Annotated in this window: 18 protein-coding genes; 9 read left to right on the forward strand and 9 right to left on the reverse strand. The window is 37.8% G+C overall.

What is annotated here, in order from left to right:
• Positions 1–30: 30 nt before the first annotated feature.
• The 5 genes from rluB to MZO21_RS03295 all read right to left on the reverse strand — a co-directional run bounded on the left by rluB (position 31) and on the right by MZO21_RS03295 (position 4,063).
• Positions 31–1,035 carry a 23S rRNA pseudouridine(2605) synthase RluB gene (gene rluB, locus MZO21_RS03275; RefSeq protein WP_248101707.1) on the reverse strand — a complete coding sequence of 335 codons (1,005 nt, stop codon included), beginning with the start codon at positions 1,033–1,035 and terminating at the stop codon, positions 31–33.
• 40 nt (positions 1,036–1,075) lie between these two features.
• The gene (scpB, locus tag MZO21_RS03280) at positions 1,076–1,666 is read right to left on the reverse strand and encodes an SMC-Scp complex subunit ScpB (RefSeq protein ID WP_248101704.1); all 591 of its coding nucleotides are present in this window, start codon (positions 1,664–1,666) and stop codon (positions 1,076–1,078) included.
• Entirely contained in the window at positions 1,663–2,457 is a 795-nt protein-coding gene (locus MZO21_RS03285; RefSeq protein WP_154772489.1) for a segregation and condensation protein A, read from the reverse strand. The genes scpB and MZO21_RS03285 overlap by 4 nt, the downstream gene beginning before the upstream one ends.
• A gap of 243 nt (positions 2,458–2,700) precedes the next feature.
• On the reverse strand, positions 2,701–3,318 hold the full coding sequence (locus tag MZO21_RS03290) for an L-threonylcarbamoyladenylate synthase (RefSeq protein WP_154772490.1): 618 nt from the start codon (positions 3,316–3,318) through the stop codon (positions 2,701–2,703).
• Positions 3,319–3,400: 82 nt separating this feature from the next.
• Positions 3,401–4,063, reverse strand: coding sequence for an elongation factor P hydroxylase (locus MZO21_RS03295; protein WP_248101701.1), 663 nt, complete (start codon positions 4,061–4,063; stop codon positions 3,401–3,403).
• 97 nt (positions 4,064–4,160) lie between these two features.
• On the opposite strand from MZO21_RS03295, the gene MZO21_RS03300 reads away from it, so the two are divergent.
• The 6 genes from MZO21_RS03300 to lysM all read left to right on the forward strand — a co-directional run bounded on the left by MZO21_RS03300 (position 4,161) and on the right by lysM (position 7,848).
• Complete coding sequence (locus MZO21_RS03300) at positions 4,161–4,718, forward strand: YceD family protein (RefSeq protein WP_154772492.1); 558 nt, start codon at positions 4,161–4,163, stop codon at positions 4,716–4,718.
• 76 nt (positions 4,719–4,794) lie between these two features.
• A complete protein-coding gene (gene rpmF, locus MZO21_RS03305) occupies positions 4,795–4,977 on the forward strand; it encodes a 50S ribosomal protein L32 (RefSeq protein WP_004279227.1) in 183 nt (60 codons plus the stop codon).
• Between the two features lie 189 nt (positions 4,978–5,166).
• Positions 5,167–6,153, forward strand: coding sequence for an ACP S-malonyltransferase (gene fabD / locus MZO21_RS03310; protein ID WP_248101698.1), 987 nt, complete (start codon positions 5,167–5,169; stop codon positions 6,151–6,153).
• Positions 6,150–6,884 carry a 3-oxoacyl-ACP reductase FabG gene (gene fabG, locus MZO21_RS03315; protein ID WP_154772494.1) on the forward strand — a complete coding sequence of 245 codons (735 nt, stop codon included), beginning with the start codon at positions 6,150–6,152 and terminating at the stop codon, positions 6,882–6,884. Before fabD ends, fabG begins: the two co-directional genes overlap by 4 nt.
• A gap of 82 nt (positions 6,885–6,966) precedes the next feature.
• Complete coding sequence (gene acpP / locus MZO21_RS03320; RefSeq protein ID WP_171501244.1) at positions 6,967–7,203, forward strand: acyl carrier protein; 237 nt, start codon at positions 6,967–6,969, stop codon at positions 7,201–7,203.
• 174 nt (positions 7,204–7,377) lie between these two features.
• Positions 7,378–7,848 carry a peptidoglycan-binding protein LysM gene (gene lysM, locus MZO21_RS03325; RefSeq protein ID WP_248101695.1) on the forward strand — a complete coding sequence of 157 codons (471 nt, stop codon included), beginning with the start codon at positions 7,378–7,380 and terminating at the stop codon, positions 7,846–7,848.
• A 40-nt stretch (positions 7,849–7,888) separates the two neighbouring features.
• On the opposite strand, the gene MZO21_RS03330 is transcribed toward lysM, so the two are convergent.
• Positions 7,889–8,089: a hypothetical protein gene (locus MZO21_RS03330; protein WP_248101692.1), complete on the reverse strand. Its 201-nt coding sequence runs from the start codon at positions 8,087–8,089 to the stop codon at positions 7,889–7,891.
• A 274-nt stretch (positions 8,090–8,363) separates the two neighbouring features.
• On the opposite strand from MZO21_RS03330, the gene sbmA reads away from it, so the two are divergent.
• Both sbmA and MZO21_RS03340 read left to right on the forward strand, forming a co-directional pair.
• On the forward strand, positions 8,364–9,569 hold the full coding sequence (gene sbmA / locus MZO21_RS03335) for a peptide antibiotic transporter SbmA (RefSeq protein WP_248101689.1): 1,206 nt from the start codon (positions 8,364–8,366) through the stop codon (positions 9,567–9,569).
• 103 nt (positions 9,570–9,672) lie between these two features.
• Entirely contained in the window at positions 9,673–10,173 is a 501-nt protein-coding gene (locus tag MZO21_RS03340; RefSeq protein ID WP_248101686.1) for a hypothetical protein, read from the forward strand.
• A 78-nt stretch (positions 10,174–10,251) separates the two neighbouring features.
• Here the strand turns inward: MZO21_RS03340 and MZO21_RS03345 are convergent, their stop codons facing one another.
• Entirely contained in the window at positions 10,252–11,157 is a 906-nt protein-coding gene (locus tag MZO21_RS03345) for an NADP-dependent oxidoreductase (protein ID WP_248101683.1), read from the reverse strand.
• 395 nt (positions 11,158–11,552) lie between these two features.
• Here MZO21_RS03345 and MZO21_RS03350 point away from each other — a divergent pair, with 395 nt between their 5' ends.
• Positions 11,553–12,515: a DUF3644 domain-containing protein gene (locus MZO21_RS03350; RefSeq protein WP_154772501.1), complete on the forward strand. Its 963-nt coding sequence runs from the start codon at positions 11,553–11,555 to the stop codon at positions 12,513–12,515.
• A gap of 64 nt (positions 12,516–12,579) precedes the next feature.
• Here MZO21_RS03350 and gatB read toward each other — a convergent pair whose 3' ends face one another.
• Together gatB and gatA are read right to left on the reverse strand one after the other, a co-directional pair.
• Complete coding sequence (gene gatB, locus MZO21_RS03355) at positions 12,580–14,061, reverse strand: Asp-tRNA(Asn)/Glu-tRNA(Gln) amidotransferase subunit GatB (protein WP_248101680.1); 1,482 nt, start codon at positions 14,059–14,061, stop codon at positions 12,580–12,582.
• Positions 14,061–15,539 carry an Asp-tRNA(Asn)/Glu-tRNA(Gln) amidotransferase subunit GatA gene (gene gatA / locus MZO21_RS03360; protein WP_248101677.1) on the reverse strand — a complete coding sequence of 493 codons (1,479 nt, stop codon included), beginning with the start codon at positions 15,537–15,539 and terminating at the stop codon, positions 14,061–14,063. The genes gatB and gatA overlap by 1 nt, the downstream gene beginning before the upstream one ends.
• Between the last annotated feature and the right edge of the window lie 12 nt (positions 15,540–15,551).

Raw genomic sequence — 15,551 nt, forward strand, 5'->3', positions numbered from 1 at the left:
GGCATTTTGTTTTTTAATTTCTATTAGAAATTAGAACTTTTTAAAGCCTTTATTTGCGCCATATGGTTTGCGAGGTGCATTTTCGTCACGACGCTCACGGTTACCAAAGTTGTCATCACGACGTTCACGACGAGCAGGAGCATTGTCGCCACGACGGTCAAAGTTCGGTTTAGCTTCAACTTCATCTGTGTCACGACGTTGTTGACGTAAGTAACCACCACGACGTGCAGCCATTGGTTTGTCTTGCATACGTTCGTTACGACGTTTAGCCATACCAAATAAGCCAGTACCTTGACGTGGTTTAAGTTCTACAGATTTTGTTAAGTTGTCGATGTCTTGTTTATCCAGCTCCATCCAACGACCTGTGCGTAATTCACGTGGAAGAATAACTGTGCCGTAACGTGTACGAAGTAGGCGACTTACTTTTAAACCTTGAGATTCAAAAATACGACGAACCTCACGGTTACGACCTTCTTTCACTACAACTTGGAACCAACGGTTAATACCTTCACCGCCAATTTCAGAGAAAGATTCAAACTTCGCAGGACCATCATCTAATACAACACCATTGGTCATGTTTTTAACAATCGCAGGCGTTACTTCACCCATTACACGAACAGCATATTCACGTTCAATTTCATTTGAAGGGTGCATTAAGCGGTTTGCAAGTTCACCATCATTTGTGAAAAGTAATAAACCTGTAGAGTTAATATCTAAACGACCGACCATAACCCAACGATCACCTGGAATTTGCGGTAATTGTTCGAATACAGTTGGACGGTTTTCAGGGTCGTTACGAGAACAAATTTCACCTTCTGGTTTGTAATAAATCAGAACACGACGACGAATTTCATCTTCAATTTGAAACTGCACTTTACGACCGTCGATGCGAAGCTCATCGGTAGGTTCGATGCGTTCACCCACTTGGGCTACTTGACCGTTGACGCTTACACGACCAGCAGCAATGACTTCTTCCATATAACGGCGAGAACCCAAACCAACGCGTGCAAGCACCTTTTGCAATTTTTCACTCATGACAGCATAACCTTAGAAATAATCATAACAGTTCACCTATTTACGACTTCGGTGCATTTGCATCGAGTGCCATAAAAGCTTCCTTGGCATCCTGTAAGGGAGGCAATTGACCAAGAGACGACAGGCCAAAAGCATTTAAAAATTGTGACGTTGTGACTAACAACGCAGGTCTTCCAGGGAGTTCACGAAAACCAGATTCTTTAATCCAGTTCCAATCAAATAATGTACGCAAAATTTGACTATTTACCGTAACTCCACGAATTTGTTCAATATCTGCGCGCGTAACAGGTTGGTGATACGCAATAACAGATAGTGTTTCCAACATAGTTGGAGACAAGCGCACAGGACGTTCAGGCCAAGTTTGAGTAATTAAGTTTCTATACTTTGCTCTAACTTGGAAACGATAACCTTGTGCTGTTTCAATTAATTCAATAGATCGACCATGTTGTAACATGGCAAGCTGTTGTAAAAATTGACTTAATTGTTTCTTTGTAAATTGATCTTGGAACGCTTCTTTCAGTCTTGCTAAAGACACAGGAGATTCACTTGCAAAAATGATGGCTTCAAGCTGCATTAATATTTCATGATGATTTTCACCTTCACTTAAAGGTATGATTGTTTCATCATTCATACGTGTGCTCCTTGAATTGCAAGCGGTGCATCTATACCTGTTGCGACAATTGAAATTTTTTGCTGACGAGTAAGCTCTAAAATCGCCATGAATGTAACAACCATGCCCATACGACCTTGGCTTGGCTTTAAAAGTTCTTCGAATTGTAGTACTTCACCAGATTGAATTTTATATTCGATATAAGCAATTCGTTCTTCAAGCGCAACAGGTTCTTGTAAAATTTGATGCGTTACAGGTTCAGGTCTATTAAAAACACAAAGCAAAGCATCACGTAATTGCTCTGCCGCATAACCCACATTATTCACATTCACTTGTCCAAAGTTTACATTGGTCGGGAATGTATCACGGTCTAGAACAGGCATTTGACCTAAACGTTCAGCCGCTTGTTTAATGCGTAAATATGTTTCTAAGCGATCTATTAATTCTTGTTTAGGATCTTTTTCAATTGCAGAAATAGACGGTGCTTTTGGTAGGAGCAAACGAGATTTTAAATCTGCAAGTAAAGCTGCCATCACCATATAATCTGCGGTTAACTCAATATTTAAAGTTTTCATTGCATCCATATAAGATAAATATTGAGAGGCAATAGGTGCGATATCAAGTTGTAATAAGTCGAAACCGCTTTTTTGAATCAGGTAAATTAAAAAATCGAGTGGTCCTTCGAAATGTTCTAAAAGAATTTCGAATGCAGCAGGGGGAATGTATAAATCTTCGGGAATGGTATCTTGCCACTCATCCATTACGCGGATGTGTTGTGGTTGTTCCACCAATTCATGGACAGTTTGAGTCATTACAATTATAGGCCACGCGAATTTTCAAAAGCATGAAAGCTATGCTGCTCGGCTTATTAAGGGAGTGCTGAGAGATAGCGAAGAAATAAAACACATACAGTTTAATGGATTTTTGCTTTTAAATAAATCAAATTACCTGAACATTTGTATAAAAATCGGAAATAAATACATGGTATTTACTTCCGTAATAATAAAGAACTTTATTTTTATTGTTACTTTTGAATGAATTAAATTCACTCAAACTCATTCAAAAGCACTCACATCACCAACACCACGACGAATAATTTCTGGGTTGCTGCCAGATAAATCGATAATGCTTGTTGTATTTAATGTGCCTAAGCCGCTATCAATTAAAACATCTATCCGTTTTGAAAGTTGCATTTCAATATCGTATGGATCATCAATTGGGTCAGATTGACCGGGCAAAATAAGCGTACTGGTAATTAAAGGTTCACCTAACTCTTTTAAAAGCATTTGGCAAATTGGATTGCTTGGAATGCGTAAACCAATCGTTTTCTTTTTAGGGTGCATTAAGCGTTTAGGAACTTCACTTGTTGCAGGTAAAATAAATGTAGTTACGGCAGGGGTATTGTTTTTAAGTAGTCGATACATGGCATTATCAACTTTTGCATAAGTTGAAATATCAGATAAATCTGCACAAATAATGGCGTATTGATGTTTTGGACCTAAACCACGAATTTGTGAAATACGCTCCATTGCATTTTTATTACCAATTTGGCAACCAATTGCATAAGCAGCATCGGTAGGGTAAACAACAACATCACCTGCACGAATGCGTTCAACAGCTTGACTAATAAGTCTTGCTTGAGGATCTTCAGGATGGATTCTTAAATGCAACATATTTTATTCTCCTGATGATTTTTCACTCATTATCTCTTGAGATTAAATAGTGTTTCAAGAGATGAATTATGGATTGTAAAAATTAATCTAATAATTCACGAATAAACTCATCACTTTGTAATCTTTTGCCACCTCGAACGCACATGCAAATATATTCAATAAATAGTGCTGCATCGCGTGGAAGTTTGGCTTCTCCTGAAAAATAACGTTGAACTTGGGCAAATACATTGTCTTTAAATGTAGCACCATTACCACCTTCACCGGTTAAGTTATCTAAAGATACACGGAATCTACGACCAAAAGATTGCGCAAATAACCATTCAATAGCTTGTGGTTTAATTTCAACTTGTTCAAATAAAGCTTGTTGATCTGCTGTTCGACCATCGGGAGCGTACCAATACCCTAAGTCTGGAAGCAGGCGACGCTTATCTCCTGCAATAGTCCAGTGGCTAATTTCATGCAAAGCACTATTGAAAAAACCATGTGCAAATTGAATACGTGCAGGTGCTGTTTCTGTTGCAGGAAAATACTCGGGTTCAAAATCACCTTTAACAAGCGTCACATTAAGGTGGGAAAACCAATGATTAAAGTGTAAGATGAGCCAATCAACTTGTTCTGCTTCTGATGATAAATTCACCCATGAAGAAAGTTGCACTTGCTCGAGTGAACTGTCAGAATCAGCGGTTGGAAGTGTGCTAACAAGTGATGAAATACTCACTTCTGTTTGCGGCTGCAACAGATGCATGACTGAATTTACCCAATTGGTCTGTCTAAATAAGTACAAAATTGTATCTTAATCTTTGACAGAGTACTTATGAATTTGTAGAATTGCCGCCTAAATTATGTCAGCAAATACCTTTCCGGCACAGATTGAGCCGTTTAAATGGGCCGAACAAGGCTTCGTATGGGCAGGAACACTGCCACTATCTCGTTTTGTTCGTATATCCCGTGAAGCTGTTGGATCAATTGATGATCAATTGATTAACATAGACTGTAAGCTATCAATGGATGCATATCATCGTATTGTGTGGCTAAGTGGTCATGTTGAAACGAAAGTTTCAGTAGAATGTCAACGCTGTTTGAACCCTGTTGAAATTAACCTCGTTTCAGATTTTCATTTAGCTCTTGTAGATGATGAGTCACTGATAGAGCGCTTGGATGAGGATGCTGATTTCATCGTACTAGGTGAGAGTGAAGCAACGACTAAAGGTAGCTTTGATGCGCCTGCAACCGCTGATTTACTTTCTCTTATGGAAGATGAATTGTTATTGTTGATGCCTTTGTCTGCGAAACATGAGTTTTGTGAACATAAGCACCAACCTGCCGTAGAAGAGCTTGCTGAAGAAAAACGAGATAACCCGTTTGATATTTTGGCAAGTTTGAAGGGTAAACTTAACTAATTTTTGTGTTATACTGATAAGTATAAGACAACTGAATTTGTTCTGATCCATTTTTCGATATTTGTAAGGAGCCATCATGGCCGTTCAGCAAAACCGTAAAAGTCGCTCTCGCCGTGACATGCGCCGTTCACATGACGCTTTAACTGAGAATGCATTAACTGTAGACCAAGCTACTGGTGAAACTCATCGTCGTCACCACGTATCTAAAGACGGTATCTACCGTGGTCGTCAATTATTCGCTAAAGCATCTGCTGAATAATTGAAGATGTATTAAGCGTTAAGCTTAATGAGAAAAAGGGAGCGAAAGCTCCCTTTTTTTGTTGCATTTGGCAATTACTAAAACAAAAAATAAGTGTTAAATTCCTTTCCGAAAATAGGCTTACATAAGAGTTTGTTGATTATTTAATCGTTTGTTAAATAATAATTGCTCTTCATTCAAGGATTTTTTATGTCTGCTAACCAACTAGAACAAGCAGCTCAAGCAACAAAAACTGCATTTGTGTTTCCTGGTCAAGGTTCACAAAAAGTAGGAATGCTAGCTGAAATTGCAGAACAATTTAGTAGTGTTCAAGAAACTTTTGCTGAAGCATCTCAAGCAGTTGGCTTCGATTTATGGCACATTGCGCAAACTGGTGAAGGTTTAGATCAGACAGAATTTACACAGCCTGTATTACTTACAGCGAGCGTTGCATTATGGCGCGTTTGGTTGGAGTCGGGTGGTGTTGCACCAAAATATTTAGCGGGTCATTCACTTGGTGAATACAGCGCATTGGTTGCTGCAGGTGCATTAAGCCTAGGCGATGCTGCAAAGTTGGTTAACTTGCGCGGTAAGCTTATGCAAAGTGCCGTGCCACAAGGTTTAGGTGCTATGGCTGCTATTCTAGGTTTAGAAGATGCAAAAGTACTAGAGCTTTGCGAACAAATTAACGTACAAGGTCGTGGCTCAGTAGAAGCTGCGAACTACAATGCTGCTGGACAAGTTGTTATTGCAGGCGATAAAGCTTTAGTTGAAGCGGTAATGGCGGCTGCTAAAGAAAATGGTGGTAAAGCAATTGGCTTACCTGTTTCTGTACCATCGCACTGTTCATTAATGAAACCTGCAGCGGAACAGTTTGCAGAAGCGTTGGAACAAACTGCCATTGAGCTACCTCGTATTCCTGTAATACAAAATGTAAATGCGGGAATTGCAACAGATGTTGCAGGGTTACGCCAAGCACTTACAGCACAGTTATACCAATCTGTACAATGGACAAAAACATTACAATTCCTTCAAGATGAAGGCGTTGAGTACATTGTAGAGTGCGGTCCAGGTAATGTATTGGCAAACTTAGCAAAACGTTTACCAAAAATTGAGAAAGCATGTCCACTTGATACAAAAGCTCGTTTGGAAGATGCACTAAATGCCATTTTAGTGGCTGAAGGGAAAATTGCATGACACAGGAACGCAAAGTCGCATTAGTGACAGGCGCAAGCCGAGGAATTGGCGCTGCCATTGCTCAGCAACTTATTAAAGATGGTTATTTTGTTGTAGGTACTGCAACATCAGAAGCGGGTGCAGAAAAGCTTTCTGCTGCTTTTGCTGAAAATGGTGTGGGTAAATTACTAGATGTGCGTGATGGCGCTGCTATTGATGTATTGGTAACAGATATCGAACAAAACTATGGTCCAGTCCTTGCTTTAATTAATAATGCAGGTATTACCAAAGATAATTTATTATTACGTATGTCTGAAGATGATTGGGATGACATCCTAAACATTCATTTAAAAGCCGTTTATCGTTTATCTAAACGTGTTTTAAAAGGCATGACAAAAGCTCGTTTTGGTCGCATTGTAAACATTAGTTCTGTTGTTGCGCATTTTGCAAACCCTGGTCAAGCTAACTATTCTGCTGCAAAAGCAGGTATTGAAGCATTTGGTCGTAGCCTTGCAAAAGAAATGGGTAGCCGTCAAATTACAGTAAATGCTGTTGCACCTGGTTTTATTGCAACAGAAATGACTGAACAATTAAGTGAAGAAATTCGTAAAAAAATGAGTGATCAAGTGGCATTAAACCGTTTAGGTGACCCACAAGATATCGCGAATGCAGTGAGTTTTCTTGCAAGTGAAAAAGCAAGTTATATCACTGGAACTGTTTTACATGTAAATGGTGGTTTATACATGAACTAAGTCATGTATAAACTTTCAATATTTTCTAGATTCAATTAAACTAACGGCATTAAAAACGCCACAAGCAATGAGGAGAATTCCTGTGAGCGATATCGAACTACGTGTTAAGCAAGCAGTTGCAGAACAACTTGGTCTTAAAGCAGAAGAGATTAAAAACGAAGCATCTTTCATGGATGACTTAGGTGCAGACTCTCTTGATCTAGTAGAATTAGTAATGTCTTTCGAAAACGATTTCGACATCACTATTCCAGATGAAGATTCTAACGAAATCACAACTGTTCAATCTGCTATTGACTATGTTTCTAAGAAACTTGGTTAATTGTCGATTTCAGCTTTGCTGAATAAAAAGCCACCTTTTAGGTGGCTTTTTTATGCCTGAATAATGATCTTTACATAAAATAACGTTTTTTTATCTGATGTTGGTATTCAAGAGTAGGTTTAAAAGTTATAAAAATAGAGCGATAAATATTTAAAATACAATAAGGAGAAAATAATGGGTCTTTTTGATTTTGTGAAAGGCATTGGTAAAAAAAACACAGCAGCCGCAGAGCCGCAAGTAGCACCGGTGGCAGCAGAACCAACTGCTCAAGAAGTTGCAAATAAATTGCTTGGACATATCAAAAGCTTGGGTTTGCCTATTTCAGGTTTAAGCGTGTCTTATAATGCGACAACAGATTTGGCTACAGTAGTTGGACAGGTTCAGAATCAGGCCGATAGAGAAAAAATTATTCTTGCTGTGGGTAATATTGACCATGTTGCACAGGTAGATGATCAATTAACAGTAGCAACACCGGAACCAGAAAGTAAGTTTTATACAGTTAAATCGGGTGATAATTTATCTAAAATTTCAAAAGAATTTTATGGTGATGCAAACAAGTACAATAAAATTTTTGAAGCAAATAAACCTTTGTTGAAAAATGCAGACGATATTTTCCCAGGACAAGTTTTACGTATTCCTGAGTAAATGCATCAACTAAATAAAAAAGGCGCAATATGTGCCTTTTTTATTCTTTGAAATTTCTCCAGACTTTATTTTCTTCTGAAGTGTGAATTGTGAAATTAAAACTTGAGTCTGAAGATACAAGAAGTGCAGAAGGTGTTTGCATAAGTACTTTAAGAATTGTGCCTTTTTCAAATGTAATAGGTGGACAGTCTTCTTTTGTTAAGACAATTTCTTCTAATAATTCTATAAGATATGTTTCCATAAATACCTCTGTCTAGATATTGAGTTGGATATAATGTTTGTTATTTATACAGTGTACATTATATGCTATTTTTTAAAATAGTGTGAAATATATCGTGTTTATATAATATTTTTTAAATTCAGATTGAATCAAAGCTAAAACTTAAAGATTAATGTTTAGAATTGAGGTTAATCAAATATATACAAATAAAAATAATTCGTTTCTATCGTTTATATTTTTTGGCATTATGATGCATACGTTTTAGAAATTAATAATAAAGGTCTAACTAAATTAAATGTTTAAATCATTCTTCCCAAACCCAAAATGGTTTTTTGGCTCACTCATTTTATGGTTCATTATTAACTGTGTATTGTGGTATTCAGGTGGTAATACTTGGGGGCAATATTTAGGTTTTGCAAAAGACTATCATGAAGCTGTTTTACCAATTGGTGTTTCACGCTTTTGGTCTGCGCAATTCATTTGGTTTTACTTGTGGTTTTTTGTTTCAACAACAATTTTTGCAATTTTCTGGAAATTCAAATCTGATAATCCTTGGCAGGGTTGGTCGGTTTGGGGTTCTGCATTTATTTTATTTAATATTTGGTTCTCGGTTCAAACAAGTTTAGTCATTAATGCTTGGTATAGTCCATTTTATGACCTAATTCAAAAAATGCTTGGTAGTGGTGGTGGAGATATTCAAGACCTTTACACAGGTACGCTCACATTTTTATACATTGCAATGGTTTATGTCACAATTGCAGTGTTCAACCTATTCTTTGTGAGCCATTATATTTTCCGCTGGCGTACGGCAATGAATAATTATTACACAGCACATTGGGAGCAATTGCGTCATATTGAGGGTGCATCGCAACGTATTCAGGAAGATACGATGCGTTTTGCCAAAACCACTGAAGCATTGGGTGTAAGTTTTATTCAAGCATTAATGACTTTAATTGCTTTCTTACCTGTGTTGTTCCAATTGTCTGATCATGTGAAATCTTTACCAATTATTGGTGAAATTCCACATGCGCTGATGTGGGCTGCAATTGGTTGGGCGGTATTTGGTACTGTGGTTCTTATGCTTGTAGGTATTAAGCTTCCTGGTTTGGAATTTAATAACCAAAAGGTTGAAGCGGCTTATCGTAAAGAGTTGGTTTATGGAGAGGATTATCATGAGCGGGCAGATCCTCAAACTTTAAAAGATTTATTTTCAAAAGTCCGTTTTAATTATTTCCGTTTATATTTCCATTACGCTTACTTCAATATGGTGCGTATTTGGTACATGCAACTTGATAATTTATACGGTTTATTCGTGTTGTTCCCAAGTATTGCAGCAGGTGCAATTACGCTTGGTTTAATGATGCAAATTAGTAATGTATTTGGAAAAGTGCGTGAGTCATTCCAATATTTAATTGAATCTTGGCCTGTTATTATTGAATTACTTTCAATTTATAAGCGTCTAAGAGCATTTGAGTCTGTATTGGAAGATAAACAAAACTAAAAGAATTTGCCCGCATATTGCGGGCTTTTTGTTTTATATTGAACATAGCTTTTAAGCATATTATTTATATTTTGGCATTAGAAAAATGAAAGGTTTTAATATTATGAATTTTACAAAAAAATGCACGAAATTCGGTTCATCTTTATTGGTAGTTTCGGCTTTAATGGGTGCAACGCAAATGGCGTCTGCGAGTGCTACGGTAGATAACTTAAGTAATTGCTTAGTGAAATCTACAACAGATGCTGATAAAAAAGTCGTACTTCAATGGACGTTTGTGGCGTTGTCTGCGCATCCTGATTTGCAAAGTTTTAGTCAGGTTACAACCGAACAGCGTGATGGTTTAGATAAAAACTTAGCGCAAGTTTTACAGCGTATTTTGGTAGATCAGTGTTCTGCTGAAACAAAAGCTGTAATTCAGACAGATGGCTTGCAAGCGGTGGGTGATAGCTTTCAAGAGTTAGGACAGGAAACAGGTGAGCAGATTTTAAAAACACCTGAAATTAAAGATCAGTACAAAGGTTTGGTTCGTTATTTAGATTTGAGTAAGTTGGTTGCGACTTTTTTAACACCTGAATTGTTTAATAAGTTGGGTGTTACACGTTAATTATTGAGTAAAAAACAGAAAAGATAGTGATTATTCCATCTATCTTTTTTGCTTTTGAGATTTAATGATTTGGTAAAATTAGTCGTTAAAGATTAAGACGCTTTTTCCTTTGGTATGACCGTCTAGAATATCTGCATAAGCTTGTTGAGCTTGCTCAAATGGATACTCGCGACTTACCACCCATTTAATTTTTCCTTCCGCTATACCATTTACAACATATTTTAAATTGGCAGGATTTCGTTTTACCCAAACAGGTTTAATTTTATTTGAACTCAATTTACGACCTGCAATAGTTCCCATAAAACCACCTGATTTTACTGTTTTAAGAGAAGCTTGCGTTGCTTCTTCATTACCAACCATATCAATTGAAACATCAAATTTTTCAGGATGTATTGCTTCTAATCTTTCTGATAATCCATCGCCATAAACAACGGCTTTTGCGCCCAATTGTTCTAGGTGTTCTTGGTTTTTTGCAGAGGCTGTTGCAACCACATGAATACCTTTATTGACTGCAAGTTGAATAAGAATGGATCCGACACCACCTGAACCACCATGAATTAGTAGTGATTGTGCGGGACCCATTTCATTTAAAATGGTCATTGCTGTTTGTGAAACACCTGCTAATGTTCCTGCGGTTGCCCAATTTATATTACTTGGTTTTTGAATAAGATTTTCTACAGGAACGTCAATAACGGTAGCGTGTGTAAATGCACCGCCAGAACCTAGTACTTCATCGCCAACTTTCCATTGTGTTTGATTTTCTTCAACTTCTGTAATAATGCCTGCGAATTCTGTACCAAAGGTTTGGGGGAGGGCTGCATGTTTGAATTCACCTGTCATACGACGTGCATCAATTGGGTTAATGCCTGAGGCTTTGACTTGAATGCGTGCCATGCCTTTAGCGAGTTTTGGGAGTGTATGCGGTTCTAATTCAAGTACGTGAGATTGTCCGTATGCATGTGCAAGGAGTATTGTTGTGTTCATGAGTGTGTGCCTAGTTCTTAAGTTATGTTTTGGATTATAGAAAGGCGATTTGTGCAACTACAGTGCTAAAAATGGGACGGTGTTTTCTTTTTTTATTAAATCCTCTCCCTAGCCCTCTCCTTTAAAAAGGATAGGGAATATCCATTATAAAGCTCATTACGTTATTTAATTAGCAATGAAAGTTCCTTCTCCTTTAGGGAGAAGGCGGGGGATGAGGGGATTTTGAATACGTCTTAAGTCCTCTTATTGCGTAATAGAGGACTTTTTATGGTCATGTTTTTTTTGTGTGAACTGTTTGGAAAGTTTTATGTACTTTTAAATATTATAAATTTAGCATTGAAGATTAATACTTAAACACCATATTTCAATTAATTAAAATAATTTTTGGGGGTGATATGAGTGGTAGAAATAGAATTATAGGTTCTGTGAAAAATGAATTAGTTAAAAAGTCGAGAGAGTCTGCATTAGCGGCAGTACAGATATTTAATAACCCTAGTATGTCTTTCAAGTCAGAAGCATATATAGTTTTAATGATTATTGCGTGGACTTATTTGTTGCACGCTTATTATCGTAAAGAAAATGTAGAATATAGATATTTTGAAATGCAGGGGACTAGGAAGAAATTTCATAAAACAGCTAAAGGGGCATTTAAATATTGGGAGTTAGAACGCTGTTTAAATTGCGATAAATCACCAATTGATAAAGATACAGCAAACAACCTAAGATTTTTAATTGGTTTACGTCATGAAATTGAACATCAAATGACAAATCGGATAGATGATTTGTTGAGTGCTAGATTTCAAGCTTGTTGTCTGAATTACAATGAATATTTAAAAAAGTATTTTGGTGATGATTTAGGAATTGAAAAACATCTATCATTTAGTCTTCAATTTTCATCTATTGATGAAGAGCAGAAAGAAATGCTAATTGATCAAGAGGGATTACCAAAAAACATTTCATCTTTTATATTAGATTTTGATCAAGCACTTAGTGATGAAGATTTTGCTAATCCCAAATATGCATATCGAATTTTATTTGTGCCTAAATCTACGAACAAGAAAGGGCAGGCAGATAAAGTTATCGAATTTGTTAAATCTGACTCACCTTTAGCAGAGGGGTTAAATAGACAATATGCTGTTATTAAGGAAACTGAAAAGATTAAATACCTACCAGGTCAAGTAGTTGCGAAGATGGCTGAAGAGGGATTTACTAATATAAATATGCATAAACATACTAAATTAGTAAATCAATTTGATGCACGTAATCCCGCTAAGGGATTGAGTGTGTTAGTTGCAGATAAGCAGTACTATTATTATGAAAAATGGTTGGATACAGTTCGAGCCGAACTTCGAAAGTAAGTTTAATTTAATTATTAGCAACAAAAAACCCGCTCTAAAGCGGGTTTTTTTAAATTAATCAGGTTTAACCAATCAATTTCTTCATTAATTCATTCACTTGAGCTGGGTTGGCTTTGCCTTTCGCGGCTTTCATTACTTGACCAACAAGACCGTTAAAAGCTTTCTCTTTACCAGATTTATACTCTTCAACCATCTTCTCGTTCGCAGCAAGCACTTCCTTAATAATTGCTTCAATTGCGCCTGTATCAGTTTCCTGTTTCAAGCCTTTTTCAGCAATAATTTCGTCCGCAGTTTTGCCTTCATCCCACATAAAGCCAAACACTTGTTTCGCAATTTTGCCGTTAATTGTGTTGTCTACAATACGTGCAATCATGCCGCCAAGTTTTTCAGCAGATACAGGAGAATCTGTTAATTCTAAGCCTGCTTTGTTTAAAGCACCCGAGAATTCACCCATTACCCAGTTTGCAGCAACTTTGCCTTGTGCAGCGCCACCAGAAGATGCAACTACAACTTCATAAAAGTCTGAAAGTTCACGTGTAAGCGTTAAAACGTGAGCATCGTACTCAGTTACGCCAAAGTCCGCTACAAAACGCGCACGACGTGCAGCAGGAAGCTCAGGCATAGTCGCTTTAATTGCTTCAATTTGCTCATCTGCAATAATCACAGGCAACAAGTCTGGGTCAGGGAAGTAGCGGTAATCGTTCGCTTCTTCTTTAGAACGCATTGAACGCGTTTCCATTTTCACAGGGTCGAACAAACGTGTTTCTTGGTCGATTGTGCCATCCCATTCCAAAATTTCCATTTGACGTTCAATTTCAACATTGATCGCTTGTTCAATGAAGCGGAATGAGTTTAAGTTTTTAAGCTCACAACGTGTACCAAATGGCTGACCCGGACGACGTAAAGACACATTACAGTCACAACGGAATGAACCTTCCGCCATGTTACCGTCAGAAATACCTAACCAACGAACAAGCGTGTGAATCGCTTTAATGTAGGCAACAGCTTCTTCAACAGAACGCATATCTGGTTCAGATACGATTTCTAAAAGTGGTGTACCTGCACGGTTTAAATCGATGCCTGACATGCCTTCGAATTGGTCATGAATCGATTTACCTGCATCTTCCTCTAAATGCGCACGGGTTACACCAATACGTTTTACAGTGCCATCTTCAAGTTGAATGTCGATATGACCCAAGCCCACAATCGGGTTGTCCATTTGGCTAATTTGGTAGCCTTTTGGAGAGTCAGGGTAGAAGTAGTTTTTACGTGCAAACACAGAAGCTTGGTCGATGTAAGCATCGATACCCAAACCAAAGCGAATTGCTAAATCTACAACTTCTTTGTTGAGTACAGGTAACACGCCAGGCATTGCTAAATCTACAAGGCTTGCTTGTGTGTTTGGATCGTTACCAAAAACAGTTGAAGAACCTGAGAAAATTTTAGAATTTGTTGCAAGCTGTGTGTGAATCTCGATACCAATAACGACTTCCCAGCCATCAATCAAAAGAGATTTTGGTTTAGCTGTTTTTTGAGCTTGAGCCATTATGCATTCTCCTCTGCAATTGCCGCACGTTTGGTATGCCAATCTGTTGCTTGTTGATACTGATGTACCACAGACAATAATTGTGATTCTGACCAATAGTTACCAATAAGCTGTAAGCCAACAGGTAAATTGTTTTTGTCGAAACCAACAGGCGCGTTAATTGCAGGTAAGCCAGCTAAGTTCACTGCCAATGTATAAATGTCGCCCAAATACATTTCAGTTGGGCTTAAATTTGCACCAATTTTATATGCAGTTGTTGGTGCAGAAGGTGCTGCAATCACATCTACATTTTCAAAAGCTTTTAAGAAATCTTGTTGAATTAAACGACGTACTTTTTGCGCTTTCACGTAGTACGCATCGTAGTAACCCGCAGATAGCGCATAGGTACCAATTAAGATACGACGTTGAACTTCTGTACCAAAACCTTCTGAACGAGAACGTTTGTACAAGTCCATTAAGTCGACAGGGTTTTCACAGCGGTAGCCGTAACGAACACCGTCAAAACGTTGTAAGTTTGAAGATGCTTCAGCAGGTGCAATGAGGTAGTAAGTTGGAACATAAGCTTCAGTCATGTTGAGATTAATCTCAACAAGAATTGCACCCATTTCTTCTAACTTTTTAAGAGATTTTTCAACACGTGCTTTAACGTCTGCATCTAAACCTTGAACATTGAAGTACTGTTTAGGAATACCAATACGTAAACCTTTTACAGATGTGTCATTTAGGTTTGAAACATAGTCATCAACTTCTTTTTGTACAGATGTTGAGTCTTTTGCATCGTGACCTGCCATTACGTTCATCAGGTATGCACAGTCTTCAGCAGAACGCGCCATTGGACCACTTTGGTCCATAGAAGATGCATAAGCGATCATACCAAAACGAGATACACGACCGTATGTTGGTTTAAGACCTGTTAAGCCACAGAAAGATGCAGGTTGACGAATTGAACCGCCAGTATCTGTACCTGTAGCAAAAGGTGCTAAATCGGCAGCGACAACCGCAGCAGAACCACCTGAAGAACCACCCGGAACATGTTCTAAGTTCCAAGGGTTTTTTGTAGAACCAAAATGCGGGTTCTCAGAGGTAGAGCCCATGGCAAATTCGTCCATGTTTACTTTACCAAGTGTTACTAAGCCCGCAGCTTTACCTTTCGCTACAACGGTTGCGTCGTAAGGAGAGATAAAATTATCCAGCATTTTAGAACCAGCAGTGGTTTTAATGCCTTGGGTACAAAAAATATCTTTATGTGCAATTGGTAAGCCTGTAAGCGTAGTTGCATGACCTGCTTTAATAGCAGCATCGGCAGCATCGGCTTGTGCTAAAGCTTGTTCGGCTGTAACCGTAATATAAGATTGAACTTGCGTATCAATTTTTGCGATACGCTTTAAATAATGTTCGGTAAGTTCTCGTGATGAGAATTTGGCTTGTGCTAAACCCTCTGAAAGTTCACGAATCGATAAGCGATGTAAATCTGACATATGAAGTATTCT

The organism is Acinetobacter portensis, assembly GCF_023158935.1.
GTDB classification, from domain to species: Bacteria; Pseudomonadota; Gammaproteobacteria; order Pseudomonadales; family Moraxellaceae; genus Acinetobacter; species Acinetobacter faecalis.